This is a genomic window from Streptomyces sp. B15 (assembly GCF_018070605.1).
GTDB lineage: Bacteria > Actinomycetota > Actinomycetes > Streptomycetales > Streptomycetaceae > Streptomyces > Streptomyces smyrnaeus.
Map to the genome: position 1 here is coordinate 26,118 of NZ_JAGPXJ010000012.1, position 22,963 is coordinate 49,080.

At 70.3% G+C, this 22,963-nt stretch carries 23 protein-coding genes and 3 pseudogenes; 8 read left to right on the plus strand and 18 right to left on the minus strand.

Going from position 1 to position 22,963, the window contains the following annotated elements:
- Positions 1-115: 115 nt before the first annotated feature.
- The 7 genes from KBY19_RS08300 to KBY19_RS08330 all read right to left on the minus strand — a co-directional run bounded on the left by KBY19_RS08300 (position 116) and on the right by KBY19_RS08330 (position 6,962).
- The gene (locus KBY19_RS08300; protein ID WP_099885972.1) at positions 116-715 is read right to left on the minus strand and encodes a hypothetical protein; all 600 of its coding nucleotides are present in this window, start codon (positions 713-715) and stop codon (positions 116-118) included.
- 4 nt (positions 716-719) lie between these two features.
- Entirely contained in the window at positions 720-1,622 is a 903-nt protein-coding gene (locus KBY19_RS08305) for a carbohydrate ABC transporter permease (RefSeq protein WP_210965497.1), read from the minus strand.
- Complete coding sequence (locus KBY19_RS08310) at positions 1,622-2,641, minus strand: carbohydrate ABC transporter permease (RefSeq protein WP_185019115.1); 1,020 nt, start codon at positions 2,639-2,641, stop codon at positions 1,622-1,624. The genes KBY19_RS08305 and KBY19_RS08310 overlap by 1 nt, the downstream gene beginning before the upstream one ends.
- Positions 2,641-3,924: an ABC transporter substrate-binding protein gene (locus KBY19_RS08315; protein WP_210955600.1), complete on the minus strand. Its 1,284-nt coding sequence runs from the start codon at positions 3,922-3,924 to the stop codon at positions 2,641-2,643. The genes KBY19_RS08310 and KBY19_RS08315 overlap by 1 nt, the downstream gene beginning before the upstream one ends.
- A 123-nt stretch (positions 3,925-4,047) precedes the next feature.
- On the minus strand, positions 4,048-4,791 hold the full coding sequence (locus tag KBY19_RS08320; RefSeq protein WP_210965498.1) for a cupin domain-containing protein: 744 nt from the start codon (positions 4,789-4,791) through the stop codon (positions 4,048-4,050).
- Between the two features lie 42 nt (positions 4,792-4,833).
- On the minus strand, positions 4,834-5,787 hold the full coding sequence (locus KBY19_RS08325) for a PmoA family protein (protein ID WP_307843468.1): 954 nt from the start codon (positions 5,785-5,787) through the stop codon (positions 4,834-4,836).
- Entirely contained in the window at positions 5,784-6,962 is a 1,179-nt protein-coding gene (locus KBY19_RS08330; RefSeq protein ID WP_210965499.1) for a Gfo/Idh/MocA family protein, read from the minus strand. Before KBY19_RS08330 ends, KBY19_RS08325 begins: the two co-directional genes overlap by 4 nt.
- A 612-nt stretch (positions 6,963-7,574) precedes the next feature.
- On the opposite strand from KBY19_RS08330, the gene KBY19_RS08335 reads away from it, so the two are divergent.
- Positions 7,575-7,982, plus strand: a complete 408-nt coding sequence (locus tag KBY19_RS08335) for a (2Fe-2S) ferredoxin domain-containing protein (RefSeq protein ID WP_210965500.1) — start codon at positions 7,575-7,577, stop codon at positions 7,980-7,982.
- Positions 7,983-8,065: 83 nt separating this feature from the next.
- Positions 8,066-8,551, plus strand: a complete 486-nt coding sequence (locus tag KBY19_RS36310; protein ID WP_247690744.1) for a hypothetical protein — start codon at positions 8,066-8,068, stop codon at positions 8,549-8,551.
- Positions 8,552-8,627: 76 nt separating this feature from the next.
- Here the strand turns inward: KBY19_RS36310 and KBY19_RS08345 are convergent.
- Both KBY19_RS08345 and KBY19_RS08350 read right to left on the minus strand, forming a co-directional pair.
- Positions 8,628-8,991: pseudogene (locus tag KBY19_RS08345) on the minus strand (zinc-binding dehydrogenase); the annotation flags it as partial.
- Positions 8,992-9,459: 468 nt separating this feature from the next.
- On the minus strand, positions 9,460-9,969 hold the full coding sequence (locus KBY19_RS08350; protein WP_210965501.1) for a DinB family protein: 510 nt from the start codon (positions 9,967-9,969) through the stop codon (positions 9,460-9,462).
- 329 nt (positions 9,970-10,298) lie between these two features.
- On the opposite strand from KBY19_RS08350, the gene KBY19_RS08355 reads away from it, so the two are divergent.
- Together KBY19_RS08355 and KBY19_RS36315 are read left to right on the plus strand one after the other, a co-directional pair.
- Positions 10,299-11,744, plus strand: coding sequence for a cellulase family glycosylhydrolase (locus KBY19_RS08355; protein WP_307843469.1), 1,446 nt, complete (start codon positions 10,299-10,301; stop codon positions 11,742-11,744).
- A 208-nt stretch (positions 11,745-11,952) separates the two neighbouring features.
- Positions 11,953-12,057: pseudogene (locus tag KBY19_RS36315) on the plus strand (VOC family protein); the annotation flags it as partial.
- 6 nt (positions 12,058-12,063) lie between these two features.
- Here the strand turns inward: KBY19_RS36315 and KBY19_RS08360 are convergent.
- Positions 12,064-13,164: an ABC transporter permease subunit gene (locus KBY19_RS08360; RefSeq protein ID WP_210965502.1), complete on the minus strand. Its 1,101-nt coding sequence runs from the start codon at positions 13,162-13,164 to the stop codon at positions 12,064-12,066.
- On the minus strand, positions 13,161-14,147 hold the full coding sequence (locus KBY19_RS08365) for an ABC transporter ATP-binding protein (protein WP_210965503.1): 987 nt from the start codon (positions 14,145-14,147) through the stop codon (positions 13,161-13,163). The genes KBY19_RS08360 and KBY19_RS08365 overlap by 4 nt, the downstream gene beginning before the upstream one ends.
- Before the next feature lie 314 nt (positions 14,148-14,461).
- On the opposite strand from KBY19_RS08365, the gene KBY19_RS08370 reads away from it, so the two are divergent.
- The 4 genes from KBY19_RS08370 (at position 14,462) to KBY19_RS08385 (ending at position 17,296) form a co-directional block, all read left to right on the plus strand.
- Positions 14,462-15,733, plus strand: a complete 1,272-nt coding sequence (locus tag KBY19_RS08370) for a sensor histidine kinase (RefSeq protein ID WP_185019642.1) — start codon at positions 14,462-14,464, stop codon at positions 15,731-15,733.
- Positions 15,730-16,386: a response regulator transcription factor gene (locus tag KBY19_RS08375; RefSeq protein WP_099885962.1), complete on the plus strand. Its 657-nt coding sequence runs from the start codon at positions 15,730-15,732 to the stop codon at positions 16,384-16,386. The genes KBY19_RS08370 and KBY19_RS08375 overlap by 4 nt, the downstream gene beginning before the upstream one ends.
- 194 nt (positions 16,387-16,580) lie before the next feature.
- A complete protein-coding gene (locus tag KBY19_RS08380) occupies positions 16,581-17,054 on the plus strand; it encodes an NUDIX hydrolase (RefSeq protein ID WP_210965504.1) in 474 nt (157 codons plus the stop codon).
- 101 nt (positions 17,055-17,155) lie between these two features.
- On the plus strand, positions 17,156-17,296 hold the full coding sequence (locus tag KBY19_RS08385) for a hypothetical protein (RefSeq protein WP_185019111.1): 141 nt from the start codon (positions 17,156-17,158) through the stop codon (positions 17,294-17,296).
- Between the two features lie 105 nt (positions 17,297-17,401).
- On the opposite strand, the gene KBY19_RS08390 is transcribed toward KBY19_RS08385, so the two are convergent.
- The 7 genes and pseudogenes from KBY19_RS08390 to KBY19_RS08420 form a co-directional block, all read right to left on the minus strand.
- Positions 17,402-18,067 carry a GNAT family N-acetyltransferase gene (locus KBY19_RS08390; RefSeq protein WP_210965505.1) on the minus strand — a complete coding sequence of 222 codons (666 nt, stop codon included), beginning with the start codon at positions 18,065-18,067 and terminating at the stop codon, positions 17,402-17,404.
- A 65-nt stretch (positions 18,068-18,132) separates the two neighbouring features.
- Complete coding sequence (locus tag KBY19_RS08395; RefSeq protein ID WP_210955597.1) at positions 18,133-19,314, minus strand: serine hydrolase; 1,182 nt, start codon at positions 19,312-19,314, stop codon at positions 18,133-18,135.
- A gap of 122 nt (positions 19,315-19,436) precedes the next feature.
- Positions 19,437-20,198 carry a hypothetical protein gene (locus KBY19_RS08400; RefSeq protein ID WP_210965506.1) on the minus strand — a complete coding sequence of 254 codons (762 nt, stop codon included), beginning with the start codon at positions 20,196-20,198 and terminating at the stop codon, positions 19,437-19,439.
- Positions 20,199-20,459: 261 nt separating this feature from the next.
- Positions 20,460-20,852 (minus strand): peptidase inhibitor family I36 protein, encoded by a 393-nt coding sequence (locus tag KBY19_RS08405; RefSeq protein WP_180289850.1) that lies wholly within the window; start codon positions 20,850-20,852, stop codon positions 20,460-20,462.
- A gap of 201 nt (positions 20,853-21,053) precedes the next feature.
- A pseudogene (locus KBY19_RS08410) lies at positions 21,054-21,302 on the minus strand (RNA polymerase subunit sigma-24); the annotation flags it as partial.
- 222 nt (positions 21,303-21,524) lie between these two features.
- Positions 21,525-22,649: a hypothetical protein gene (locus tag KBY19_RS08415; protein WP_210965507.1), complete on the minus strand. Its 1,125-nt coding sequence runs from the start codon at positions 22,647-22,649 to the stop codon at positions 21,525-21,527.
- Positions 22,650-22,749: 100 nt separating this feature from the next.
- Positions 22,750-22,962 (minus strand): MbtH family protein, encoded by a 213-nt coding sequence (locus KBY19_RS08420; RefSeq protein WP_099885955.1) that lies wholly within the window; start codon positions 22,960-22,962, stop codon positions 22,750-22,752.
- Between the last annotated feature and the right edge of the window lies 1 nt (position 22,963).

A 22,963-nucleotide genomic window follows, 5' to 3' on the forward strand; every position in this document is an offset into this window, starting at 1 on the left:
AGGGGCCTCCGCCCCGGCCGGTTCCCCCGCTGGCCGGGGCCTTTGCATGTCCGGGGCCCGACTGCATGTCGGGGGCCCGATGCGAGCGGCGTCACCGGCCCCGGTGACGGCACGGTCAGCGCAGGCGCAGCTCGACGGCGGTCAGTGCGACCGCCAACGGCCCCGCTACCAGGAACAGCAACGGTGGCAGCGCCCAGACACACATGCCTGCTGTGCACAGTGCGAGCAGCACCAGCACGCTGCCCGGCACGTCCCGCACGGCCCGGCCCGCCGCATCCCGGCAGGCCGCCCGCCAGCCGTGGCCCGCCCCGGCCCGGTATCCCGCGCAGGCGCGCAGCCCCACCAGGGCCGCGACGGCCGCCGCGGCGGCGAGGAAGAGAGCGAACTGCGCGGCGCCTGGCAGTCCCGCCGCCACCAGTGCCGCGTCTGCGGCCAGCAGGGCGCAGGCCGCCAGCAGCACGGCTCCCGCGGCCAGGTCTCCGCGTCGATCCTCCCGGGCCCGCAGGACGGTCAGGTAGCGCCTGGCGGTGCACGGTTCGTCGTACAGCCGGCGGCGGCGCAGTACAGCGCAGGCCGTAGCCAGCGCGGCCGGTGCCGTGACCAGCGGTAGGGCGGCCACGGCGGTGGCCAGCCCGATGCTGAGCACGTCGGCGAAGAGCTCGAAGCGCGGGCTGAACAGCTCTCCCCGCTCGCGTACGCCCTGGGGTGTGCTCATCGCGTCAGCCCTTCAGTCCGGAGTTGGCCATGCCCTCGACCAGCAGCCGCTGGAAGGCGAGGAAGAACAGCACGATCGGCAGCAGCGCGATCACCGACATCGCGAACATGGGCCCGTACGCGGACTGGCTGGAGGTGTCCACGAAGGTACGCAGCGCGAGGGTGAGGGTGTATTTGCTCGGTTCGAACAGGTAGATCAGCTGGGTGAAGAAGTCGTTCCAGGTCCAGATGAAGGTGAAGATCGCGGTGGTGATGAGCGCGGGTCTGGTCAACGGCAGGACGATGCGTGCGAAGGTGCGGAAGGGACCGCAGCCGTCGATCTTCGCGGCCTCGTCGAGCTCACGCGGCAGGCCGCGCATGAACTGCACCATGAGGAAGACGAAGAACGCGTCGGTGGCCAGGAACTTCGGCAGCACCATCGGCCAGAAGGTGTTCACCATGCCGAGCTGGTTGAAGACGATGTACTGCGGGATGAGCACCGCGTGATGCGGCAGCATGATGGTGGCGATCATGAACGCGAACAGCGGCCCGCGCAGCCGGAAGCGAAGCCGGGCGAAGGCGTAGGCGGCCAGTGAGCAGCTGAGCACATTGCCCAGTACGGCGCCGAGCGAGATGGTCAGCGAGTTGCCGAACAGCTGGAGGAGGCTGACGCCCTCGATACCGTCCGCCGCCGTCGAATAGTTCTCGGTGGCGAGCCGGGAGGGCAGCAGGGCCAGGCTGGAGAGCACCTCGTCCGCCGGTTTGAACGAGGTGGCCACCAGCCACGCCAGGGGGTAGAGCAGCACGATGAGCGCGCCCAGGCATCCGGCGTGCAGCGCGACGCGGGGCCAGCCGCCCCGCCCGCGAGCTCTTCGAGCAGGGGGTACGTCCCTGCCGGACGGGGGACTCGCGGTGGCGTGCGCGGACATCAGTGGCCCTCCTCGTTGGCGTAGAAGACCCAGGAGCGGGAGGTGCGGAAGAGCACCGCGGTGACGATGCCGATGGCCAGCAGCAGCATCCAGGCCATCGCGGAGGCGTAGCCCATGTGGGAGGCGGTGAAGCCGCGGTCGTAGAGATAGAGGGTGTAGAAGAGTGTCGAGTCGGCGGGACCACCCCGGCCGCCGCTGACCGCGAAGGCGGGGGTGAAGACCTGAAACGCCTGAATGGTCTGGAGCACCAGGTTGAAGAAGAGCACCGGGGAGAGCATCGGCAGGGTGATGGAGACGAACTGCCGCCACCGGCCCGCCCCGTCCACCGCCGCGGCCTCGTAGAGCTCGCCGGGTATCTGTTGCAGCCCGGCGAGGAAGATGACCATGGGCGCCCCGAACTGCCAGACGGTCAGCAGGGCGACGGTGAGCAGGGCCCAGCCGGGCCGGTTGACCCAGCCTCCGGTGTGCACACCGAACGTGCTCAGAAGATTGTCGACGGTGCCGCCGTCGTTGAAGAGCGCCCGCCAGACCAGTGCGATGCTCATGGAGGCGCCCAGCAGTGAGGGCGCGTAGAAGGCCGAGCGGTAGAAGTCCTTGCCGCGCCGCATCGACTTGAGCGCGACGGCTGCTGCCAGCGCCAGGGCGAGTTGCAGTGGCACGGCGACCAGGACGTACAGCAGGGTGTTGCCGACCGAACGCAGCAGCCTGGGGTCCTCGGTGAACATCTGCACGTAGTTGCGCAGCCCGATCCAGGACGGCGGGTCGAACAGGTTGTAGTCGGTGAACGACAGATACAGCGAAACCGCCATCGGCAGCAGGGTCAGGACGGCCGCGCCCAGCACCCACGGCGAGAGGAAGATCCAGGCGGGGCCCTGCGGTTCCCTGCGAGGCGTGCGTCCGCCGCTGCGGCCGGGACGACGGCCGGGGGCTCCGGCCCGTGCCCGCCCTGCGGCAGCGTTCGTGCCGTCGGCGCCCGGTGCGGTGGCTGCTGCGGGTGATGTGGTGGGAGTAGGGGGCATCACGGCCTCAGCTCCGCTCTTGCCTCGGTGAGGAATTGCTGTGCCATCCGGCGCGGGGAGGCCTTCTCGAAGGCCACTTGGTCGTAATCCTTCTGGAAGACCGACTGGAGAGCGTTGTCACCGCGCGGGGGTGCTGTCGGCGGGGCCTTCAACTTGCCCTCGAGCGACTCCTGCAGATCGGCGACGGCCTTCTGGAAGCCGGTGAGGTTCGGCAGCATCCGCTCGCGCTGTCGGTTGTTGACCGGCGTGCCGCGGTCGACGGTGAGGATGTCTGCGGCCTTGTCGGAGTTGAGGAGGAAGTCGATGAAGCGGGCGGCCTCACGCGGGTGCGAGCTTTTGGCGGAGATACCGATGAGCATCGAGGGCTTGTAGTACTGGCCCATGGTGCCGTTCTCACCTGCCGGCATCGGTGCCAGAGCGAGCCGGTCACCGTAGACCGCCTCGAAACCGGCCGAGGGCGCGTCCCAGTTGAACTCCGCCATCGCGTTCTTGCGGCCCATGGGCGAGTTCTCCACGGAACCGTCCAACTGCGTGGTGCCTTCGGCCGGGCTGACCAGCCCCTCCTTGCGCAGCTTGCTCGTGTACGTCCAATAGCGCGTCAGGTCGGCCTCGCTGAAGGCGACCTGGCCCTTGTCGTCGTAGAGGCGTTTGCCCCGGGAGCGCAGCCAGACCTCGAACCAGTCCTCCATCGAGCCGGGGTCCGTCATCACCGGGCTGTCGTGCTCGCGCTTCACCTCGCGCAGGACGCTCTCCAAGTCGTCCCACGTCCAGCCGGGACGCGGCGGCGGCAGACCCGCCTCGCGCCACGCCTTCTTGTCGTACGCGAGTGCCTGGGTGCCCACGCCCATCGGGATGGCGTACTGCTTCCCCTCGAACTGGCCGGTCCTCAGCAGCGACTTGTCCATCTGCCCGGTCGGCAGGGCCTTGCGCTGCTCGGCGAGGTCGAGGAGGATTCCGGACCCGGCGTACTGGCTGATCTGCCGGTAGTCGAGCTGGGCGATGTCGGGCGCGTCCCCGCCCGCCGCCTGGGTGGCGAGCTTCTGCTTGTAGGCCTCGTACGGGGAGTAGGACGTCCGGATGTCGACGTTCGGGTGAGCCTTTTCGAAAGCAGCGACGGCCTTCTCTGTGCGGGCCGCGCGATCGGCGTTGCCCCACCAGGTGAACCGGAGCACGACCTTGTCGTCGCCCGCCGCCGAGGCGCCCTGGCTGCAACCGGCCAGAGCAGCGCACAGCGCGAACGCGGCGGCTGCGGCACCGAACGCCCGCGTTCTGGGTCGGTACATGAGGAAGGGACCTTTCGTGGACGGCGGGAGGGAGGGGGGATGCGGTGGCAAGGGGGCCGAGAGCGGTGGGAGACGCGCGCCGGAGGACGGCGCCGGACGCTGACCCGCCAAGAGGCGCGGACACTACTCGCCGTAGTACGGCAGGGTGGTGCCCGCGAGCGCGTACTCGTCGCGGCGTCCACACATTCCGTAGCCACCGCGCCGGGTGGGGCCGGCGGCGTACGCGTGGGCGGCGGCCAGGTGGGAGGGGTCGCCCTCGGCGAGCGCGTCCAGCTGCTCCCCGGTGCGCTCGGCCGCCGCCAGGGCCCCGTGCCGCCAGCGCTCCCGCCAAGCGGTCACCTTGGGAGCGACGATCCGTGCGGCGGCCCGGTGGAAGGCCCGCAGCGCTCCCGTGTCACCGTCCGCCAGGGCCTCGCGCAGCAGCAGAAAGCCCTCGACGGCGAGGTCGCGCCGTCCGAGCGCTGCGCTGTCCGTCTCGGGTCCGGCCGTGCCGGGCAGCGTGGCGGCGGCGGCGTAGGCGTCCGGGTCGTCGAGCACATGCGGCGGGAAGGTGAAGACCGCGTCACCGGCCTCCGGCAGACCGCTGTTCTGCATCAGCACGGTGACCCGCAGCCCGGAGCCGTTGACCATGCGGTGCACGGTTCCCGGCGTGAACCAGGCGAGCGAGCCGGGCGCCAGCGGTGTCTCGGTGAAACCGTCGTCGAGGGTCAGGGTCTGCACCGCCCCCTCCCCCTGGGTGACGACGTACGCCTCGGTGCAAGCCAGATGGATGTGCGGGCTGCCGCCACACACACCGTCGACTGCCTGCCAGGTGTAGGCGCTGATATGGGACAGGCCGATGCCGCCCGGCAAGGGTGCGTCCAGCACGGCGGGTCTCCCTTCGTCGGTGGGTGCGCTCCCTGGTGCCCGTCACCAGGGCAGAGCGGACAGATACCGGTCGACGGCGTCCGCTTCCCATGCCCCGTCGGCGATCAGCACGCGGTAGCGGTAGCGGAAGCTGTTGCCGGGCGGCAGCTCGAACTCCTCGAAGAACGCCCAGGAGAAGGCGACGGTGGGTGTCGGTTCGGAGCGGACGAACCAGTGGGAGGGGTGTACGGCCTCGGCGTTCTCCGGCGCGTGCGCGAAGACGACGGTCGCGTGTCCGTCCACGTCGTCGTGCTCGCCGACGAAGCCCAGCCAGGGGTGATCGGCGGCGGACTGCCCCATCATGGCCTTGTCGGTGCTCGGCCCGCCCCGGACCAGCACCTGCCCTCCGGTGAAGGCGCGGGGCCCCCGCCAGTGCAGACCGGTGTACCCGGCCATCTCACGGCCGTGCGTGGTGGGCGAGCCGAAGTGCAGCGGCTCATCACGGGTGTTGGTCAGCTCGATCGACCAGTCCAGGGCGTAGGCGCCGGCCTCGGTGTCCACGGAGTGCAGCGCGACGGAGCGCGTCTCGCTCGCCCACTCGGCGCCGCCGTTCTCCACCCAGGTGAGCCGTTCGGTGAAGTGCAGCGCGGCGTCGCTGACCTCGAACGCGTCGAAGCCGTCGTGTCGCATGGACCCCACCCGGTCACGCAGCGGCAGATAACCCTCCCCGTGCACATAGGTGTTGCCGCCCCAGAAGTTCTGCCCGGACAAGTGGCTGGCTGTCATCTGCAGGCCCTTGTGCCATCGGTGGTCGTTGGGCCGGTAGCCGGTCACCGTACGCCCGCCGAGGGTCCGCAGCGGGTGTGCGTACGGCTTGCGGGACTCGAACGGATCGGGGTCGGGCGCGTACACGTATGCCATCAGCTCGCTTCCGCCGGCAGCGCGCACACTGACGCGTTCGCCGTGTACGTGGGTGACGGTGAGGGTGCCGGCTGCGGTGGTCGGTGCGCTCGTCACTGTTCGGTCCGCTCCTTCGGTGCCCAGTCGGGGTGGTTGCCGTGCATGGCGCGGTAGTACGGGTCGCCGGGGGCGATCTCTCCCGCACCGACAGGCCGGCCGGTGAAGGCCGATTTGTAGACGGCGGCGGCGAGTTCCAGGGTCCGGCGCGCGTCCTGGCCGCTGCCGGGCGGTCGGACCCCCTTCTCCCGGGCATCCAGGAAGTCACCGAGCTGGGCGGCGTGCGAGCTGGGGACATCCGCTGCGGGAGTGCGCCAGCGGGTGCTGCGCGGCCCGCGGTCGTCCACGTGCGGCGCCGGGGTGTACGCCCAGTCGTCGTTGCGGTGGCCGTACAGATGGGTCAACTCCACGGTGGCGTCCGCACAGTCGATACGGATACGGCTGACCTCGTCGGGGCTCAGCACGCTGTTGACGACGGTCGCCATCGCCCCGCTCTCGAACCGTACGAGGGCCGTGGAGACGTCCTCGCTCTCCACGGCGTGCACCAGCCGGCCGGCCATCGCCCGGACCTCGCTCCAGTCGCCCAGCAGATGCAGCAGCAGGTCCATCTGGTGGATGCCGTGCCCCATCGTGGGACCGCCACCCTCGGTGCTCCACCGGCCGCGCCACGGAACGCCGTAGTAGGCGGCATCCCGGTACCAGGTGGTCTGGCAGTGAGCGACCAGAGGGCGCCCCAACTCCCCGGCGGTCAGCAGTTCACGGGCGTGGACGGCGCCGGAGCCGTAGCGGTGCTGGAAGACGACGGACGCGTACGGCCCGCCCGGCCCGCCGCCATGCCGGCCGCCGCCGGCGCCGGAGTACTTCTCGCCGCACCGCTGCTCGGCGGCGGCTATCTCGTCGTACTCGGCGAGCGAGAGACACAGCGGCTTTTCGCACAGCACCCAGGCGCCGGCCTCCAGCGCGGCGCACACCTGCTCGGTGTGCAGCGAAGGAGGTGTGCCGATCAGCACCAGATCGGGGCGCTCGGCGGCGAGCATCCGCGCGGTGTCGTGGTAGCCGGCCACATGCTCTCCGGCCTGGTCACGGAAGGCCGCAAGCCGTCTCTCGTCCACGTCGACGGCGGCAACGAGGCGCACCTGGTCGGCGTGCGCGCGCAGCGCCGGCAGATGGCTACCGGTGACGATTCCACCGGTGCCGATGACGGAGGCACGGACGGGAGAGGTCTCAACAGGCATACGGAAGAGGCTCCTTGTGGGGGCAGAGGGGTGGGGCACGGAGGAGCACGGACGCGCGCGGGTGCTGGAGCGACGCGCACGCAAACAGCGGTGGCGAGCACAGGTGGGGCAGGAACAGGGGAGGCGGCAGAGGACAGAAAGCGCTTTCCTCGCGAGGGACACTAGGCCCGCCCCCGACGCCGGAACAAGACCCGGGCAACAAGAGATTGAAACGACTCAACACATGCCTGGCCCGGCCCCGTTGCCTGCGCCCCTTGGGCCTCCTCCGGCCCGATTCCCCCTCCCGCCACGGCCAACCCCCGGCTCCCCCCGGCCCCCTCACGGACACGAGCGGCCCCCCGTCCGCCGCGCACCGTCCGGCCGTGCTATCCGTGGAGGCCGCTGCTGGACGGATCGGGAGGCCGGGCCAGAGGACGGCCCAGGGGCCGCTCTTCCCTCCCTGCTCCCCCGCCGACCGAACCGACAGGAGTCATACGTGCCCGTTTGGAACCTCCCGGCCACAGCCCCGGCCACAACCCCGGCGGGCACCGCTCCGCCGGGCCCGTCGCCGTCGGCCGTCGGCCGCGACGACGCGCGGATGCAGGCGTGCGGCGTGCCCCCGAGGAGCGCGCTGTGAACCGTTCCGTGCTCCGCGCGGCCGGGCAGCGGCCCTGCACTCTGGTGGTGTGCCGGGGCTGCTGCTGCGGCAACCCGGCCAAGCACCCCGGCACCAACCACGCCTGGCAGCTCGACCGACTACGCACGGGCGCCGCCGCATCCGGCGGACGCTTCGCCGTCCGTACGACGGACTGCCTCGGCCCTTGCGGCCAGGCCAACGTCATCGTCGTCCAGCCCTCCACAGCCGGGCGCCGGGCCGGCGCGCGTGCCGTCTGGGTCGGCTTCGCCATGGACGACGACTGCACCGATGACCTGCTGCACTGGGCCGCCGCCGGTGGGCCGGGCGTCGCCGAGCCGCCGGTCGCACTGGAGCTGCAGTTCATCCCCCCACCGCGGGAGGCCCGCGCTCGCGCCCGCCGCTGAGCAGATTTCTCAGCTGTTTCTCATCGAGCGCGGGAAGGTCCCGAAGCTCCCCTTTCTTAGTCTGGAGAGGTGAGGAGGTCGCGATGGTCAGGGACAGCGGTGGTGGGCCGGGCGGTGACGGGCAGAGCAGCCGCGGCCCCGAGAACGGAGCTTCGCCCGAGGACGCGGCTGCTTCGTCGCAAACCTCTCGGCCGTCCGAAGCGGATGCTCCGGAGAGGACGGACGGCTCCCAGGCTGCAGCCACAGCCCCCGGGACCGCCCCCTCCCACGGGAATCCCGTCGAGACGGACCCCGACGAGACCGGCCCTGACGGGACCGGCCCCGATGAGACCGGTCCCGTCGAGTTCGACGAAGCGTTCATCCGCGCCGCCGGCGTGACGGAGCCGGCGGCCCGCACCCGGGCGCTGGCCGCCCGGTGGCAGCGGGAGGGATACCCCCAGCGGGAGCCGTGGCGCTCCGACGAGCCGCCGGCCGGCTGGTTCTGGAGCCGGGCCCGGCGGGGTGACAACGAGCGAAAGCGTCGACGCAGACTGCGCCGCCGGCCCTGGAGACGCAAGCCCGAGGACTGACGCACGGATACGTACGGCTGTGCACCTTCGCCCGACCCGGGTCCCCGGACTCGTCGTGCCCGCGACGGGCACCGGCTCAGCTCACCAGCACGATCTTTCCACGGGGCGTGACGACTCCGGCTCAGCTCGTGCGCCGCCGCAGTCTCGGCGAGCGGGAACGCCGCCGCGCCGGGTCCCCGGCGATGGCGACCTGGTCGGGCAGCGCTCCTCCGGCGCAGTCGAACACCCCGGCCACCCCGGCCGGTGCGAGCGCGTGGACCCGTTCGGCCGGCCCTTCCCCGTAGGTTGTCGGCTCGACACCGAGGGAGCGCGGGAAGTCGTGGCTGTGCTTACTCGCCGTACCGATGACGGTGCCACCGCGGGCGACCGCGAGCTGGACGGCGATCGTGCCCAACCCCGCCCGCCGCGCCGTGCACCAGCACGGTGTGTCCTGCGCCGACGGCGACCGGTCGAGGACCCGGATGGATGTCCCGGCGCGCACAGGTGGGCGTCGCGACCGTCCACCGGCACCTTCCGAGCAAGGAAGCGCTGCTGATCGAGGCCTTCACCGAGCAGCCGGCTTCGCCGAGGAGTGTGATCGCACGCTGCAACTGCTGCTCGACCTCGTACGACGCGCGAAGGAAGCGGGCACCCTGCGGCGGGACTTCGTGCTGGAGGGCGTCAGCCTGGCGTTGATGGCGAACGAGGGCATCCGCGGGGTCGCCCGAGGTACGGGCTGCGGCCTCACGGCGCTTCGCTGCCCCGATGCTCCAGTCGTTCCAGGCGGACCCCGTCTCGGCGCCGCTTCCACCGGCCGACCGACTGCCGCTCTCCGGACACTGGACGGGCTGTCGGGTCGTAAACGCCCACCGCCCCACCGATGGCGGCCACCGCATCGACTTCCGGAAGGGCCGGAGAGCGCTGCGGGCTCAGGCGCCCACGGTGCCGTCGACACCTTCGCGCAGGAAGTCCGCGTGCCCGTTGTGGCGGCCGTACTCCAAAAGCACGTGCACCATCACCATGCGCAGCGACACCTCTTGGCCCCACCTTGGTTGATACCCGGTCCGTTCCAGGGTGTCGGCCTCACGCTCGATGCGGCGTGAGTGGCGCACCTCCGCCTCCCAGGCCGTGAACGCTTCGTCCCTGGTCGACGTGCTCGCGTCGTACGCCGCCTGGAAATCGACCTTGTCGGACCAGACCATGGGCGCGTCGTTGTCCTCGAACACGCGGCGGAACCAAGCACGTTCCACCTCCGCCATGTGCCGTACCAGACCGAGCAACGAAAGCGTGGAGGGCGGCATCGACTGCTTCCGCAGCTCCTCATCGGTGAGCCCTTCGCACTTCATGGCGAGGGTCGCACGGTGGTGGTCGAGAAAAGCCCGCAGCGTGTCGCGTTCGCTTCCCAAACGGGGCGGTGCTGCGCGATTGCCACTGGTCATTGGTCTCGCTCCTCATCCGCGCTTGGCATCGGGGCCGCCGTCGACGCCCGTGGGCTCGCCCCGGACGAGGACCGTACACCGGGCCCGAGCGCCGGCAAGAGGGCGAGCGCGCGACGCAGCCGGACGGAGCGGAGGAGGCCGTCGGTCGGCCGGCAGTGGCTGCGTCGGGGAGCCGATCTCGGGAGAACCGGCGGGAGGCGGGGCGAGGAAAGTCCAGCCTGATGATGACTTGATGGGTCGTCAGGCGGCTGGTGGGATCTGCGGCACCAAGGAACCAAGGAACCGACGACCCAAGGAACCGACCGTACGACCGACCCGGAGGCCCGCCCGTGTACCGACGTCTGCTCGCCGCCCTCGCCGCCTTCACCATGCTCGTCGGCTCCCTCTTGCTCGGCGCGGTGTCCACTCCCGCGGTCGCGACCGGCACGGACACCGGGCCGCCGCAGCCGCCCCGTCTCACCGACGACCGCGGACGGGTACTCACCCTGCGCGGCTGGAACATCGAGGACAAGAAGCACCGGGGTGAGCAGGCGCTTTCGGCCATCACCGAGCGCCATTTCAGGGATCTGCACGATCAGGGCTTCAACTTCGCCCGGTTGCTGGTCTTCTGGGACGACCTGGAGCCCCGGCGCGGCCACTACAGCGCGGACTACCTCAAGAAGATCGAGCGCGTTCTGGACTGGGCGCGCCGCTACCGCGTCCATGTTCTGATCGACGCCCACCAGGACGTCTTCGGGCCCGCCTTCGGACACCGTGGGATCCCCGCGTGGGCCACCAGGACCGACGGCCTGCCCTTCGAGCCGCGTCCCGACGACTGGTTCTCCGAATACTTCGAGCCGGCCGTGCAGCGCGCGTTCACCCATCTGTACACGGACGCCGATCTGCAGCGGGCTCAGGCACGTATGTGGCGAGTGCTGGCGGCCCGGTTCGCCGACCATCCGGCCGTCATCGGTTACGACCTGATCAACGAACCGATGGGCGAGATCCGGGCGGGCGAGGATCTGCCGACGGCGGCCCGGCGCATCGAGGCGGAGCAGCTCACCCCGATGTACAACCGCCTCGCGGACGCCATCCGTTCTGTCGACGACGACAATTGGATCTTCTTCGAGCCGACCCCGATCGTGGGCGAGGGCGTCCCGACCGGCCTCGGCCGCATCGACGACCCCAAGGGCGTCTACGCGCCGCACTTCTACAACGGAGCGATGGAGGCGGGCGACGACTACGACCCCGCCGCGGGCTGGATCGAGGCCTACGAGGCGGCCGTGACCGACTACCCGGCACGGTACGGCGTCCCGGTGGTCGTGGGTGAGTGGGGGCCGCTCAACAACGCCCTGCCCAACATGGGCCGCTTCTACCGCGACGCGCTCGCCTCGCTGAACCGTTACAGCTCGGGCTGGGCGAGTTACGTCTGGTGTTACGGGGGCGGCTACTGCGCCGTCGACGAGAAGGGCCGCTTCCGCACCAACAAGGAGCAGACGGCGGCCCCGTACGCCCCGGCCGTGGCGGGCGAGTTCGCCGCGGAGGAACACACCCCGGAAACCGGCGCCTACCGGCTGGCGTACCGGGCGGGGCACGGCATCACCGAGGTGCGCGTACCGCCACGCCCTGGCGGATGGCGGGTCCGGGTGACGGGACCGGCAGGGACCGCGACGCCCGTACTCCCGTCGAACCGGACGGCGTTGGCACGGGTGCACGCACGGCCCGGGGCGACGGTGACGGTGGTCGTCACCCCCCGAACCAGCGCTGATGCCGGTGGCGGAAGGACGGGCACCTGACAACCCGGCGCATGCTGCGCGCTCCCGGGAGCGGGCGGCGAAACGGTGCTCCGCAGGGCGCGGGATATAGCGTGCTCCGCAGGGGCCGGGGGAACCGGCCTGCGGCCCGGGGCGAGGGAGAGTTCCAGCGCGGAGGGCGCCTCCCACGCCCGGAGCGGAGCGATCATCAGGCTTGCCGGATGTTGAGGCTGCGTTTTCCCGTCATATCACCGATACAGCGGAGGAACAACAGGCCGAGGTCCGGCGGCTGGTCGACCTCGGTGCGCAGGTCGTCGACTGGGACCTCTACCCGCCCGAACCCGACTTCGTGGTTCGAGTTCTACCTCGAACGGCTGAAGGTCGCCATCGATCTTCCGACGCGCTGAGCGGCCCCGGCTGCCTTGCCCATCGATGCCCAAGGGATGATGAAGGCGACGACGACGGCTGCGGTGACGGCGAGCATGATGCCGGCTCCGAGCCACTGCATCGTGTGCATCTGGGAGACGGGGAGGTAGTCGATGGACCAGCCGATGACGTGCTTCGACTCCAGGCAGGCGGTGTGTGCCTTGGTGTGTTCCGACTGAGCGACGCACGTCGTCCAGTCCAGCTTGTCTCCGGAGCTGGTGAGGAAGTACGCGCCCTGTCCCTGCTGCACCGCCTGGTCGGGCAGCTTCGGAGGCGCGGCACCGGGACCGACGCCGTTGTGGGTGCTGACCGACAGGACGCTCCCCAGGTCCAGACGGAAGCGGTCCCAGACGAGCCCGATCGCCCCGACGATGCCGAGCGTGACCACCATCGACACCAGCGTGCGGCGCAGGACCATGCCGACCGCCACGCCCACGGTGAAGGTGAGCAGGGCGTAGGCCACCGGCATGATCCCGGTGCCGTCGAAGAACACGCTGCTGGTCCATTCCAGGGTGTCGGAGCGCCCCCTGAGCGGGCTCCACCACCAGTTGAACACCGCGCCGAGCACAGCGGTGCACAAGGCGATCAGCCCGGCGGTCATGGCCAGCTTCGTGGTGAGCCACCGCAGCCGGCTGACGGACTGCGAGGTCACCAGCTTGGCGGTGCCGGACTCCAGATCACCCGCGATGAGCGGGGCACCGAGGAAGACACCGACCAGGATGGGGAGGTAGCCCAGATAGCTCCCGAAGCCGAACAGGCGGCTGGTGTGCTTCTCGAAATCGGGCGGAAGGCTGTCCGACTTCTTCGGGGGCGAGTCCAGGGCGTTCAGTTGGTCCATCATCTGCCCGCGCAGACAGACCATGACGGCCACGCCGAGAAGGGTGACGGCGATGAGGGTCCAGTACGCGGCGCGGTGCTGGCGCCAGACGAGCCAGGACGTACCGCCGAGCCTGGGGCCGGCCTGCCGGGAGCCGCGTCCGTCGCGTGGGCGCCACGCGGACACCGAGTGGGCCGGGTCGTGAGTGAGCGTGGTCATGCGGTCACCGTGTTGTTCCGGTCGCGGGCGATGATGTCGTGGATGTCGCCGGCCTGGGCGCTGGGGGCGATCAGCGAAGGCCCGTCGGGTGACCTCAGATAGGCGAGGAGAAGCTCCTCCAGGGTGGGGTGCTCGGCCTGCCCGTCGTACTCGTTCGGCCCGCCGAGGCGTACCAGGGCACCCTGCCCGCCCTCTTCACCGCGGAACTCGACGACCCTGTGCGGTGCGAGGGCGGACGACGGGCCGCCGCCCGGGGCGGCGAACCAGGCGTGCGCGGCGCGCAGTTCGTTCACCTCGCCCGCGAGCCGCAGACCGCCGTTCGCGACGACGAGAAGGTAGTCGCAGATGTGCTGGAGCTCGGCGAGCATGTGCGAGGACACCAGCACCGTCGTACCGTGCTGGGCGGCCTCCGCCGTCAGTGTGGCCATGAGCTCGCGGCGGACCAGCGGGTCCAGGTCGGACATCGGCTCGTCGAGGATGAGCAGGTCGGGGCGCTTGCCGAAAGCCAGGGAGAAGGCGACGCGGGTGCGCTGCCCGCCGGACAGGGTCCCGATCCTCGCTGACAACGGCACCTGGCCCGCGCTGACGAGGCCTTCCGCGACACCCTGGTCCCAGCGGGGGTTGAGTTCATGGCCGAGCCGCAGGGTCTCGGCCACGGTGAAGCGCCGGAACAGCGACTTTTCCTGGGACAGGAACGCCGTCCGCAGGACCGCCTCCCTCGACCCCGGTGCCGCACCGAACACCCGCAGGGTGCCGGTCGTGGCCTGGATCATGTTGGTGGCCAGGCTCATCAGGGTGCTCTTGCCCGCCCCGTTGGGGCCTACCAGGCCGCACACCCGCCCGGCGGGCAGTCGGAAGGAGACATCCTGCAGCGCCCAGCCACGCCGGTACTTCTTGCCGAGCCCATGGGCTTCGATCGCCGCGTTTCCGACAGGGGGTGCGTACCCCGTTCCGCCTGGGTGGTGCATCCCTGAGTGGTTCATGTGTGGCTCCTGTGCGTGGGAAAGAGACGGCCGTATGCCTTGGGGGCAGAGGGGCCGGTCGTCGTCCGTGCGGCTGCCGTCGCGTGCCGTCGAGGCCGGGAGCCCGGCAGCACGACGCGGGCTCCGGCAGCTGCGGGGTCCCGCCGAGCTGAGGTCGGCCGTGATCATGACATGCTCCTCGGGTGATGGAAGGCGAACGCCGCCCGGTGAGCACGACTCTTCTCCGTCGCGTCGCGCGGCGGATCGGGCGAAAGGCAGATCTTGCGCGGCCGACTCCGACTTTCGGCCGGTCGGCGGGAGGGACGGTGACGAAGATGGCGGAGGCGGCGGACGAAGCGAACCCGCCCTCGGCCGCACCCATGGCCCCCACGGCCACACGTGGGAAGGGAGTTTCGCAGCTCCTGCCTGTCCCGGTGTGGGCGCTGCTGGCCGGCGGCCTGGTGGGGCTCGTCGTGCTGGACTGGGCCGGCGGCTTCTACGGGGTTGCCGGTTTCTCCAGGGTCGTGGATCAAGGTCCCCCCAAGCTGACCGGCGCGCTGCTGGCCGTCGCCCTTGTCGTCGCCTCGCCCCGGCTCGGCAGCCAGACGCTGCCGAAGGCCGCCTGCGTACTCTCGGTCGTGTCGCTGTGCCTCTCGGTCTGGCTGCACCTGGAGATGCGCGCCAGTTCCCAGGCCATGGGATTCGCCGAACCGGCGGCGCTGACGTGGCTCCTGCTGATCGTCGCCCGGCGAGGGCGGCCGTCGTGGGCGACGGCTGCCGTCCCCCTGCTGTGCATGGCGATCGTGCTGCGGCCGGTGTCGGTCTCGGTGCGGCAGTCCACCACCATCATGGCGCTGCTCTTCGCGCTCGCAGCGGTCACGGCGTTGGGTATCGGCCTCGGGATGCGACTGCTCCTGGCGGACCGGCGGCGGCAGGCGGCGGCCCTCAGGCTGGAGCAGCGGACAGAGTTCGCCAGGGACCTGCACGACTTCGTCGCCCACCACGTGACCGGCATCGTCGTACAGGCACAGGGAGCCCAGGTGGTGGCGGACCGACGGCCCGAACTCGTGCCACCCGCGCTGCAGCGGATCGAACAGGCGGGGGCGGAGGCGCTGACCTCCATGCGGCACATGGTCGGAATGCTGCGCGACGCCGACGCGGAAGTGGCACTGACACCGCTGGCGGGCATCGACGAGGTACGTACGCTCGTCGAGGAGTTCTCGGCGATCGGTGGCGCCAGGGCCCGGCTCGAACTGGAAGGGTCCTTCGACGACCTGCCGGTGGAGGTGACCACCACCGCCCACCGGGTGGTGATGGAAGCCCTCACCAACGTGCGCAAACACGCTCACGGATGCACCGAGGTGCGGGTGCGCGTGGACCGCTCGGGAGACCGGATCGCCGTACGGGTCAGCGACGACGGACGGCCGCGCCACGTCTCCGACAGCGGCTTCGGGCTGAAGGGCCTGGCCGAACGGGTGGGCCTGATCGGCGGAAGTGTCCAGGCGGGACCTGTGACTGCCGGCGGCTGGGGTGTCGAGGCGACACTCCCGGTGACACCTGTGCCACCGGGGACACAGGTGCCACCGGCACGGGTGGTGGCCTCGTGACGATCCGCATACTGATCGCCGACGACCAGGCCATGGTCCGTGCCGGGTTCGCGATGTTCCTGGCCGCGGAGGACGACATCGACGTCGTCGCGGAGGCCGCGGACGGAGTGCACGCCGTGGAACTCGCCGAGCGCCACCGGCCCGACGTGGTGCTGATGGACATCCGTATGCCCCGCATGGACGGGTTGGAGGCACTGCGCAGACTGACTCGCCCCGGCACCGTGAATCCGCCGAAGGTCGTCGTGGTCACGACGTTCGACGACGACGAGTATGTGCAACGCGCCCTGAGCGAAGGGGCTTCCGGCTTCCTGATCAAGGACTCCGGACCGGCCCTCCTCGTCGAGGCCATCAGAGCGGCGGCCTCGGGCGAGGCCCTGGTGAGCCCGGCCATCACGGTCCGCTTGTTGCAGCGCCTCAACAGCACCGTCCCCGCACCACGCAAGCCGCACACCGCGCTCTCCGCACGGGAGGAGGACCTGGTGCGTCTGGTGGCCAGAGGACTCACCAACGCCGAGATCGCCACCGAACTGACCATCTCGGTGGGCACGGTGAAGACCCACCTCGCCAACGTGCAGACCAAGTTGACCGCCCGCAACCGCGTGGAGATCGCCGCCTGGGCCTGGGAATCCGGCCTGGTGGACGGACGGGGATGAGAGCCTGTCCCCCGTTGGGTGACCGGACCGCCGTACCAGCGGGGACACCTCTCCCCCAGCAGCGTTGCCTCAACTCCGCGGCCGGTTCCAGGGGTTCTCGGTGACGCGGCCGCTGGGATCTTGCGTACGGACCAGGCTGGGTCCGGTTCTGTGTGGGTCTGTGGCGTGCGAAGCGTCCGGTGGGGAGGTACGGGATGAGTTTCCGGCTGGCAGCGTATGCCGTGTGCGTGGAGGACGGACGGGTGCTGCTCGCCCGTCACGTACCGCCGAACGGCGAGGCCAACTGGACTCTTCCGGGCGGCGGGGTCGAGCACGCGGAGGATCCGTTCGACGCTGTGATCCGGGAGGTCGGCGAGGAGACCGGTTGCGACGCGGTGGTCGAACGCCTGCTGGGTGTGGACTCACGGGTCGTCCCCGCGGCCGACCGCACCGTCCCCGGTGGACCGGACCACCAGAACGTCGGCGTCTTCTACCAGGTCCGCATCACCGGCGGCCGGCTCCGGCCCGAACCGAACGGTGAGATCGTCGAGTCGGTGTGGACTCCGATCCCCGACGTCGCCGGCCTGCGCCGGTCCTCCCTGGTCGACGTCGGCCTCGCCCTGGCTCGGACCCTTCCGGCGACCGGCCACGTCGCTCCCGTCCCGGTCGGCGGTCTGATCCAGCACTGAGGCAGCACCGACCTGAACGTGGTCTGCTCGATCGTCGTCCGGCCCCGGTGATCGGCCGGACGATCAGTCGGAGTAGCCGGGACGGCAGCCTGCGAGCCGATGTGGCCCCTGACGACGTCCTGCTGCTCATGGGCGGCGTCGCCTACTCCGTGCAGCACCGCACCAAGGAGCAGGCCGGCCGACTTGTCGACCTCCTCATGGACGTGTTGACCAAGGAGTCGACCGAGTCGACCACGAGTTGAGCTCCGCTGCGGACCGCCGGGTCACCGACCCTGCGTCCGGGATTTGTACGCCGTGCCCCGCGTCCCCGTCCCGCGTCCAGCGCCTCGCGGTCCGTCGGCGACGACCTACCGGTCGGACGAGGGAGCGCGCGGCAGAGTCATTCCCCCCCTCCGGGCCTCGGCCGGGCGGTGGCGCGGCTCGCGCCACATCGTCCACAGCACCGGCCCCTCCCCCGGCAGCCGCACCTCCTCACGCACCGCGAAGCCGAAGTGCTCGTAGAAGGGGAGGTTGGAGGGCTTGGAGGACTCCAGATGGACGGGCGCACCCGCCGCGTCGGCCTTGGCCAGTCCCGAGCGGAGCAGGGCGGCCCCCTGCCCCTGCCCCCGGGCGACCGGGTCGGCGCCGATCACGGCCAGGGACCAGTGCGGTTCCCGCGGGGCGTGCTCGGCCGCCTTCTCCACGGCGGCTCCGAACAGGCGGGCGCGGTCGCCGAGGATGTTCTGGAGTTCTTGGATGGTCTCCGCGTCGGGAACAGCCTTGGCCTGCGCCTCAGCGGGTACCCAGAAAGCAGCAGCCGCGTCGGTGCGCTCGCACACCCCGTGGTGGACGTACTGCCGGACGAAAATCGTGGCGAAGTAGCGGCCCAGCGCCGCCTCGCGCGAGGTGTCCTCGGGGAAGAACCAGCGCATCATCGGATCGTCGTCGAAGGCCCGAGCCAGGATCCAGCTGATCGGCTGAGCGTCGTCGATCGCCGCCGTCTTCGGCATGTTCGTTATCGGCACACGGGCCATTCTCCACCCGGTGATCTTCGTCGGCGGCGCGGGGTCCTGGCTCCTCTCCTGCCCACCCCTCGGGGTCACTCCGACGACAGGACCCGGCGCCCGGCGGCTGCCGCTACCGCGGCCTCGGCCAGCCTGTGGTTCTCCAGGCCCGCGCCGAACCCCGTCGGGAAGCCGAAGCGGCGGCGCGTGTACGCGTAGGCCACGCCACTGGCCGGGTCGGCGAAAGCGAGCGATCCCGTGGCGCCGCTGTGGCCGAAGGCATCCGGTCCGAGGAAGGAATAGCGGGCGCTCAGCTCCTCGAAGCCCAGCCCGAAGACGTCCTTGTTGCCGGTGACCAGGTCGGTCCCGCGGTAGTGGATCCGGGCGAACTCGGTGACGGTCTCCGGCTTGAGCAGCGGGGCCCGGCCGTCCACCTCGCTGATCGCCGCGGCATACATCCCCGCCACGCCCCGGGCGGTGCCGACCCCGCCGACCGAGGTGGGACCGAGCGCCCGGACGGCACGGCTGTTGGCGAAGGCCACCAGGTCGGTCGGTGGAGTCGCGTTCTGGTTGAAGGCGACGGCCTGGACGCTGTCCGGTGCCGTCGCGTTGGCCGCCAGGAGCGCGGCCTCCTCCGCAGTGGGCAACATCGGCAGTACGTCGGCACGGCGCACTTCGAGCGCCTCGGGCAGCCCCAGATGGAAGTCGAGGTCGTACGGCGCCCGGATCCGCTCCTCGTAGATCTCCTGGATGGAGCGGCCGGTCACCCGCCGCACGACCTCGCCCGTCAGTGCACCGATCACTAAGCCGTGGTAGCCGTAGGCCGCCCCCGGCTCCCAGAACGGCCGCTGCCCGGCGAGCCGCGCGGCCGTCAGCCGGTCGTCGGCCAACTCCTCGGTGGTGAACCCGCCGTCGACGCCGACGACTCCGGAACGATGCGCAAGCAGCTCGCGCAGCGTGAGCCTGTCCTTGCCCTCGGCGGCGAATTCCGGCCAGTATGAGGCGACTTGGCGGTCCAGGTCGAGGACACCGTCCTGCACCAGGAGCGCGACCACCAGGTGGGTCGCGCCCTTGGTGATGGAGAAGAGACCGGTCAGCGTGTCCGCCTCGGTCCCTGGACCGCCCCACAGGTCGACGACCCGGCGGCCGTCCACATGGACCACGAGCTGGGCCTCGGGCGCGACCCGCGCTTCGTCGAGCACCGAGGCGAAAGCCTCCCGTACGCCCTCGAACCCCTCCGCCACGATTCCGCGCACCTGGTCGTCTTCCCGCGCCATGATCCCGCCCCCGCCCCTCGTTGTTGATCAACTGTTGATCGAGACATCACAACAGCCGTAGGGGGACGGTCATTCCCCCCAGGGAGTGAACGGAACAGCGGGAGAGCGCACCCGTCCGGAGCTCAGCTCTTGTCCAGCACCCGGTGCGCGGCGGCCATCCATGCGCGCTGCGCACGCAGCAGCTCGGCGAAGGCGGCGGAGTTCTTCTCTGTCGCCGCACGCTGGATGCGGTTCTCCGCCGCGTTCCACACCAGCACCAGGTCGGTACTCTTCTTGCAGCGCACATCCGCACGGGCCTGCCGGATCTCCCCCTCGGAGACCTGGTCGCCGTTCAGCCGGCGCTCGTCCGCGAGGGGCTCCATCGGGTCGGCGTAGCGGTAGCCGGCCCGCCGCATGCAGGCGCTCCAGGCTCGGAAGACCCGCACCACCGCTCGGTCCTTCATGGACTGCTCGTAGGTGGCACCGATGGTGTCGTTCAGCAGGCCGAAGTCCGCGTCGGGAACCTCTTCGAGCAGCGTCTCCTCGGCCTTCCTCAGACAGCCTCCGGAGGTTTTGCCCGGCCGCCCTTCCGATCCGTAAGCGGCCTTCTTCTCCATGTCGTCGAGCCCCTTCCGGCGCTTCGCCTCGGCCGCCGCCCGCCGTGCGACGGTGGGCCGGTCGGGAGGCAGGTGGTAGCCGTAAGTTCGGGCCACCTCCGGCTCCACGACCCCGTAGCGGCGCCGGTTGCGCGGCTCGGCATCCTTCGCGGCGGCTCTTGGAAGGCGCTTCCAGGACAGCCCCTGGCGCCGCATGCACTCGCCGACCAGGACATCCTCGGCCGCGTCGATGACTTCCAGTTCGGCGGGTGAGGGGTCGTAGCGGTCCAGCGGCACACTGATCGACACGGCCTCGTCCCCGGGCGGCGGCACGGGGGTGGTCGCCCCGCCCGCCGCGGCCGGCTTCGACCTCGATGCGGAGTCCACCTCCGCTGCGCAACCGGTGACCACACACAGCAGCACCAGCACGGGGACTGCCCTGGAACACAGTGACACTGTCGGCCTCCAGCGAGGAGAGGGCGCGGCGCCGGTGGGCCGCCGGGCCACGCCCCCTCGTGTGATCACGTCCGATGAGCTCTCATGTCCGATGAGCCCTGCGATGCCGCGCTGCTAGAACTTGAACCGCACCGAACTGGCCTTGTTGTCGAAGCGGTTGTTGGTCAGGTCCTTGTCCTCGCTCTGCTTCCTGGCGACGTAGCGAGCGCCGCCGTAGTTCTTGTACTGGTACAGCGTCACGCTGTAGCCGGTGTTGTTCGACATGGAGCTGGCCTTGTTGTCGAACCTGTAGTCCGAGGCCGCCAGGTTGGGGACGTTCTTGAGCAGGATGCGGGCGCTGCTGCCCCGGTAGTTGTCGTGCTCGTACAGGCAGAACTGCCAGTTCGGGCATTTCAGCCTCTTGAGTTCCGCGTCGGCCTGCTGGGCCTGCGCGGCGGAACCCGACCCCAGCACGGCAACGGCCCCCAGGGACAGCGCGCCGAGCAGTCCGCCGATTCTGAGCTTCACTTGGACATCCTCCCAGTTGCACAGGAAAACTCGCGGAGTAACGGCAGTGCGCATGCCGCGAGTTACCGGCGAACTGCTCGTCACAAGAGCGAAGTAAAGCATGTACGACTGGCGGGTGTACACGTTTCCGTTCGGTCGTCACGGGCACCGCGGCCGGTGCTGCCCGGACGACCGAACCCGGTGGCCGCACTACGACTGCCGTCAGCGGCGCAGAGTGGTCTCCCGCTCGACGCGTGACAGTTTCTCGGGGTCGCGTACGGCGTACAGGCCCGTGACGAGCCCACCGTCGATGCGCACCGCCATGACGGTGCCGATCGCGCCGTCGAGTCGAAGGATCAGCGCCGGGTAGCCGTTGACCTGCACCGGCTGCAGCGACGCCGTGGCGCCGAACCTGCCCGGTCCGGCCATCAGCGCAGCCACCGGGTCGGCTCCCCCGACGGGGTGCAGGACACGCTGTGCACGGGACGCCAGAAGGGCGTAGCCGAACCCTGGAAGGCATTTCGGTCCTGCCCGAAACAGCAGAACCCGGCCCGCCCCCCAGTTACCGCCACGGCTGACCGACGCCCGAGCGTGGGAGTCGGGCACCGGCGCATGGAGCGAGTGAGGTGGGTACGTGCTGACCGGCTGTCAGGTTTCCGGCCCGGGGCTTCGATTTCGGGCCGGGCCCCGCGCTCACCGGGGCCTGAGGGGGCGGCCGACCTGGTCGAGTCGGGGCAAGAGCCTCTCGGTGAACTGCCACAGCAGTGACGAGTCGTGCGTCTGGAACGCGGCGCCGTTGTAGAACGTGCGGTTGCGGCCCTGCAGGGAGTAGAGCCTGCGGTAGAAGCCGTCGGCGATGTCGTCGCGGCTGACGGTCAGCGCGTACGGGCTGTGGCTCTTGAGCGTCTCCAGTTCCATCGTGGTCCTGGGAAGCGTTCCCGCGGCCACGAGGCGCCTGATGTCGGCGAGGACACGCGCCCGCACCTGCGCATGGGTGAGGGCGACCGTACTGCCGTACTTGACCTTGTGCAGACCCGTCACGCCACTCGGCTCGATGAAGTAGGTCACCGGCATCGCCGGCGTGTGGAACGGTGGTTCAGCGGTGGCGTTCTGGACCGTGAGGTTGTCAGGGACGCCCGGCAGCCGCAGCAGGCCGGTGTAGAAGAACGTGGAGCGGAAGCGGCCGAAGAGGGCGCGCTCGGTGTCGTCCAGATCGAACGGCGCCAGGTTGCCCGGCACCGGGGGTGCGGTCAAGACGACCCGCTTAGCCCGGATGGTGTGCACTCCCTGCGGCGTAGCGGCCCGGAGTGTGACACCACCGTCCTCTCGGGCGACACCGGTCAGCTCGGCGCCGAACAGGACGTCATCGCCGAGGCGTGCGGTGGCCTTCTCGTACAGACCGCCGTTGTTCCGGGCCTTCGTGGTGAGAAAGGAATGCCCTTTGATGATCCGGGAGGTCCCGTCGATGTCCAAGCCCTTCATGATGTAGAGCGTGGGCAGGTCGAGCAGGTTGCCGAATCCGTCCAGAGCTCGGAAGACAAAGGGAACGAGACTTCCGAGATTGTGTTCGGCGGCGAACTCCCGGAATGGCATGAGCAATTCGGAGGGGACCGGGTCGGGCAGGTCGAAACCGGCTTCCAGGAACGGGTACTTCCGACGGATCCGCAGGTAGGCGGACATCACGGTGGTCGGTGGATACTGGTAGTCGATCAGGCGCCCGGTCCGGAAGTCGGCGAATTTCGGCGGCTCCTGCCGGCCCGCCGAGATCTCGACGGGAACGTCGAGCTTGTAGAAACAGCACCGGGAAGGCCGGTGCACTCGCCTCCGCATTCCCGCTGCCGTCTGCCGAGACGTGAGGGGGCGTGGCGGGGGCCGCTTGCCTCCCGCCCGCCGTACCTACCCGCCATACCTGCCGGCTCTACCGCCCGTCCATGGCGCGGGCCAACGTCGCAGGGCGCATGTCGGTCCAGGTGCGTTCGACGTAGTCCAGACACGCCTGCCGGGTGTCGTGGGGGTGGACGACGCTCCAGCCGTCGGGGACATCGAGGTGCGCCGGCCACAGCGAGTGCTGGTTCTCGCTGTTGGCCAGAACGAGATAGGTGGCGTCGTCGTCTTCGAACGGGTTGCTCATC

Coding starts and splice junctions, on each gene's coding strand:
- KBY19_RS08300 (WP_099885972.1), bottom strand. CDS start 715: ATGAGCACACCCCAGGGCGTACGCGAGCGGGGAGAGCTGTTCAGCCCG.
- KBY19_RS08305 (WP_210965497.1), bottom strand. CDS start 1,622: ATGTCCGCGCACGCCACCGCGAGTCCCCCGTCCGGCAGGGACGTACCC.
- KBY19_RS08310 (WP_185019115.1), bottom strand. CDS start 2,641: ATGCCCCCTACTCCCACCACATCACCCGCAGCAGCCACCGCACCGGGC.
- KBY19_RS08315 (WP_210955600.1), bottom strand. CDS start 3,924: ATGTACCGACCCAGAACGCGGGCGTTCGGTGCCGCAGCCGCCGCGTTC.
- KBY19_RS08330 (WP_210965499.1), bottom strand. CDS start 6,962: ATGCCTGTTGAGACCTCTCCCGTCCGTGCCTCCGTCATCGGCACCGGT.
- KBY19_RS36310 (WP_247690744.1), top strand. CDS start 8,066: ATGGTCAGGGACAGCGGTGGTGGGCCGGGCGGTGACGGGCAGAGCAGC.
- KBY19_RS08350 (WP_210965501.1), bottom strand. CDS start 9,969: ATGACCAGTGGCAATCGCGCAGCACCGCCCCGTTTGGGAAGCGAACGC.
- KBY19_RS08360 (WP_210965502.1), bottom strand. CDS start 13,164: ATGACCACGCTCACTCACGACCCGGCCCACTCGGTGTCCGCGTGGCGC.
- KBY19_RS08365 (WP_210965503.1), bottom strand. CDS start 14,147: ATGAACCACTCAGGGATGCACCACCCAGGCGGAACGGGGTACGCACCC.
- KBY19_RS08370 (WP_185019642.1), top strand. CDS start 14,462: ATGGCGGAGGCGGCGGACGAAGCGAACCCGCCCTCGGCCGCACCCATG.
- KBY19_RS08380 (WP_210965504.1), top strand. CDS start 16,581: ATGAGTTTCCGGCTGGCAGCGTATGCCGTGTGCGTGGAGGACGGACGG.
- KBY19_RS08390 (WP_210965505.1), bottom strand. CDS start 18,067: ATGGCCCGTGTGCCGATAACGAACATGCCGAAGACGGCGGCGATCGAC.
- KBY19_RS08395 (WP_210955597.1), bottom strand. CDS start 19,314: ATGGCGCGGGAAGACGACCAGGTGCGCGGAATCGTGGCGGAGGGGTTC.
- KBY19_RS08420 (WP_099885955.1), bottom strand. CDS start 22,962: ATGAGCAACCCGTTCGAAGACGACGACGCCACCTATCTCGTTCTGGCC.